Below are 3,793 nucleotides of genomic sequence, written 5' to 3'. Positions count from 1 at the left end.
AATAAATACCATAGGAATAAAACAGGCAAATAAGGTCATGCATTTAGCAGCCATGGCATACAATCTTAAAAAGTACTTGAAGTTTACACAGAAAATGTCAAAAACCAAGGCAAAAGCACTTGGTCTTATAGTTTCTAAAATAAATGGACTCCAAAACGGAATAAGCTTCAATTTCCACCAACCAAAATTTAATTAAATGGCAGTTTTAAGAAAATTTAAAAAGCCCTAAAAAGGGCTTAATTGTGTTTTGAGCATAAATTATTAGAGCGTTGTGCAACGGTTACCATTGTTAGCAAACGTAATTATTTTTTATTACCTAGTAAGTGTTGCTGTTCCATTACAGGTTCTTCCAGTTCTTTCACAACCGTTACCCGAAACCTCATTAGCAGTGGTATATGTTGTACCACTAAAACTATCAGTACTAGGTTCGTATGTGAAAGTTAAATTATCATTTACAGTTTGATAATCAATACCATCGCAAGCTGGTGTAAAGAAGTCATTATAAGAAGTTACTATTGTTAAAACATTATTAACAAAACTATAACTATTTGTTATATAATTGCCATTAGAATCATTGTTTAACGTAACGGTTCCATTTTCATTTATCATTATTTGGTCGGAATATTCATCGGTAAAAGTAGTGCCATCGGTTGAACTACAAGAATCACTACCATTAATATTCCAAACTCCTGTGATATCGACTTCAACAATAACTGATGCACTTTTAGTGGCTACTTCAGAAAAACCCTCTTTAGTTATTTCTATATCATAATTAAAATCTTCATCATTACCTGAAACAGATATAAAAGTAACATTTTGACCATCTAATGATTCCAACTCAACATTTGTATTTGAAATATTTGTAATATTAATTTGGTCTGTATTTTCATCAAAACCTATATTTTCAGAAGTGTCTTGATAATTTAGAGTATTTCCAAAAAGGGCTGTAAGTTGATTCCAATAACCATTTAAGGTATTTAAAGAATTAATAAAGTAACCAGTTTCTTCAGAAACTCCACTATCGTTTGAATTCATACTTCTAAAATCAGGTGTAACATTTAGACTCGCTTCTGATTCACTAGCAAACTCATCAGCAACTACTGAAAATGTTGCTTGGGTTAGTATCCAATTTGAAAAAACGAATGCTTTTAAACTTGATTTAAATTGAATAAAAGATGGTCTTACTTCTGTCATATAAATATATGCAGCTGTTCCTAACCCTAGAAATGTGCCAACTGCAGATAAACCAAAAGATGCAGGTGCTAAATATGCAGAAGCACCAGCTAATGCCAATATTTGCAGAAATTCTTTTGAACTATTCTTTAGTGCAATGGCACTATTTCCTAGATTTTCAGCTGTACAACTATAGAATTCTTTTTTTAGATTATAATTTTCAAAACATTCAGATTGAGGTATTCTTGATAATGTTGTTGGGCCATTTAAATTAGAAGTTATATCATTTTTAAAATTTTTAAAAACCTCTTTATTTGCCTCATAGAACATAGCAGTTTGCCTTTTTTGTTCATCGTTTAATGAATTATATAATGCTAAAACTTCTGTATTGTACGACTCTGCTGCTGTAATTTCATTTGCAATAAATGTGTCGCTATTATCCAAATTACCTATATCAGTACTAAAATTATCAAATACGTTTTGAATTATTTCATCAGTGTTTGAAACTTGTGTTTCTGTAACGTTCAAATCAATAGTTCCTAATGAAAGTGATAACGAGTATGTTCCTTGTTCTATTTCAGGGACTGAAAATATTAGAGAGTTATTATCAAATTTCAATAATGTGATTTCACTATTACCAAATGTGGCTTGATAGGTGTTGTTCGTCAGTTCCACATTATTAACTGTAACTGAAACAACCTCAAATGTTTTGACATTGTTACTTTCTACAGTTAGGTTTTGCTCAATTGGTTCTGTTGATGTCGTATCATCTTTGGAACAACCAAAAAGAATGATTGACATAAAAATTAGAAGTACTTTTTTCATATGTAATTATTTTAATTTCAAAATTAACTTTTGTAAGTAGCAATTACAATACCTACTATTGGGTATTTTTGGTGTTTATGTTTGCTAACGTTTAGTGTATGAGCAGTGGCGTGGTTCGTCACGGACAATTGCAAACAGGTACTTGCCATTGGAAATTCCGCAGGAATTTCCAAGCAGGCGAGGACAAGCCATTGCTTATACACACTGTTGTACACAGTTTTTATTTATTCAACATCCAATTTATTAATTTCTTTTTATCTACAATAGACCAACTATGAGGATGTCGTTCCCCATTTTCTCTATATCCTTTGTCTGTTGTTGGAATATATTCAACATTTTTAAACTCCAGTTTATTCAAAGATTCAGAAAGTCTTTTTATATGGTATGCGTTCATTTCTTCATATTCAGCCATTGTGTTTTTCTTCCACCACAGTGTATCTGGTTCGGTATAAAGTCTAATTTTCGTGTTTTTTAAATTTTTAATATTATCAATGTTGTTTGTTTTTGAAGTGAAAGCAGAATATTGTTCATATTTTGAAATATCGCTGTTTGGATTTCCAAATTCTTCATTGAAAGTTTGAAGTAACCAATTGCTTTCTTCGGTAAAGGAATTTCCTAAATCGCGTTTAACATTCTTTTCAGCAGTATCATATAATTCTGCTAAATCTATAGGTGAGTCTACAATGAAAACACCATTTGGAATTATATTAGAATTCGTATCAGTCATAAAACTACTGATTAATAGGGCAAGAGTTCCGCCACTTGAAAATCCACCAATGTAAATATTATCTATTGGTAGTTTATTCGATTTAATAATCTTTTCGAGCTGTTCAGATAATTTTAATAATTCACTTTCTTCAAGATAAAATTTTCGATTGTAATTTAAATATAGAACAGCGATATTATTGGTTTTTGCATTTTCGAGTATTTTGAATTCGCGTTTTATATCTTCAGCATTTTCTGGAAAACCACCAAAAAGTATTAAAACCGCTTTTATGTTTTCAGATGGTTTGTTTAGTACATAATCGTCGTTTATTATTTCTATATATTCAGTTTTGACTGAATTATTCATTTTTTTGTTCTCTTCATTTCTACAAGAAAAGGTGAAAACCATTAAAAATAATACTACTAAAAAATTTCTCATAAGTTCTTGGTTTAAATGTCTCGTCCTGAAATATGGCTACAGGTTAAAATTGAATTTACGCTGATAATTGATATACCATATTAGGTGTTTTATAGTCTAAAGATAAATGTAATCTTATTTGATTGTATAAATTAATTGCATTTTTTGCAGCTCTCTTTGCGTGAGCTACGTTATCAAAGGTTTGATCGAGGTAAAATTCATCTTTTAGGATGCCATTTACACGTTCTGCCATGGCGTTTTCGTAACAGTGGTTTTCTTCAGTCATACTAATTTTTATCTTTTTTCTGTTGAGTATTTGCGTATATACATTGCTACAATATTGTATCCCTCTGTCTGAATGATGAATAAGCTGTTTAATGTCTTTAGCTTGGTAAATGGCTTTATTAAGCGCTCTCACGCATCCTTTAAGTTCCAAGCTATCACTTAAGTCATAACCTACTATTTTACGAGAATGCATGTCAGTTATTAAAGCCAAGTAACAAAAGCCTTTTACGGTTCTGATGTACGTTATATCGCTTACCCAAACTTGGTTAGGTCTTTTGATTTCAAGGTCTTTTATAATGTTGTTATACTTGTAAAAACGATGATGCGAGTTGGTTGTTCTGGCACTGTATTTCTTTCTTAAAGTGAGCATTTGGTGTTCACGAAGTA

3 protein-coding genes and 1 pseudogene are annotated in these 3,793 nt (G+C 30.9%); 1 reads left to right on the top strand and 3 read right to left on the bottom strand.

Annotated features, from left to right (window positions below):
* Nucleotides 1-196, top strand: a pseudogene (locus ACFPH8_RS14865) (IS1182 family transposase); the annotation flags it as partial.
* A gap of 116 nt (nt 197-312) precedes the next feature.
* On the opposite strand, the gene ACFPH8_RS14860 reads toward ACFPH8_RS14865, so the two are convergent.
* The 3 genes from ACFPH8_RS14860 to ACFPH8_RS14850 form a co-directional block, all read right to left on the bottom strand.
* Nucleotides 313-1,998 (bottom strand): hypothetical protein, encoded by a 1,686-nt coding sequence (locus ACFPH8_RS14860; RefSeq protein WP_376862223.1) that lies wholly within the window; start codon nt 1,996-1,998, stop codon nt 313-315.
* A gap of 220 nt (nt 1,999-2,218) precedes the next feature.
* On the bottom strand, nt 2,219-3,142 hold the full coding sequence (locus ACFPH8_RS14855; RefSeq protein ID WP_026452136.1) for a hypothetical protein: 924 nt from the start codon (nt 3,140-3,142) through the stop codon (nt 2,219-2,221).
* Nucleotides 3,143-3,197: 55 nt separating this feature from the next.
* Nucleotides 3,198-3,793: IS3 family transposase (locus ACFPH8_RS14850; protein ID WP_376862221.1), on the bottom strand; the 596-nt coding region annotated here is incomplete at its 5' end.

The sequence above is a fragment of the Bizionia hallyeonensis genome (assembly GCF_042657385.1).
Lineage (GTDB): Bacteria > Bacteroidota > Bacteroidia > Flavobacteriales > Flavobacteriaceae > Algorimicrobium > Algorimicrobium hallyeonense.
This window is presented reverse-complemented; position numbering and strand designations above follow the sequence as displayed.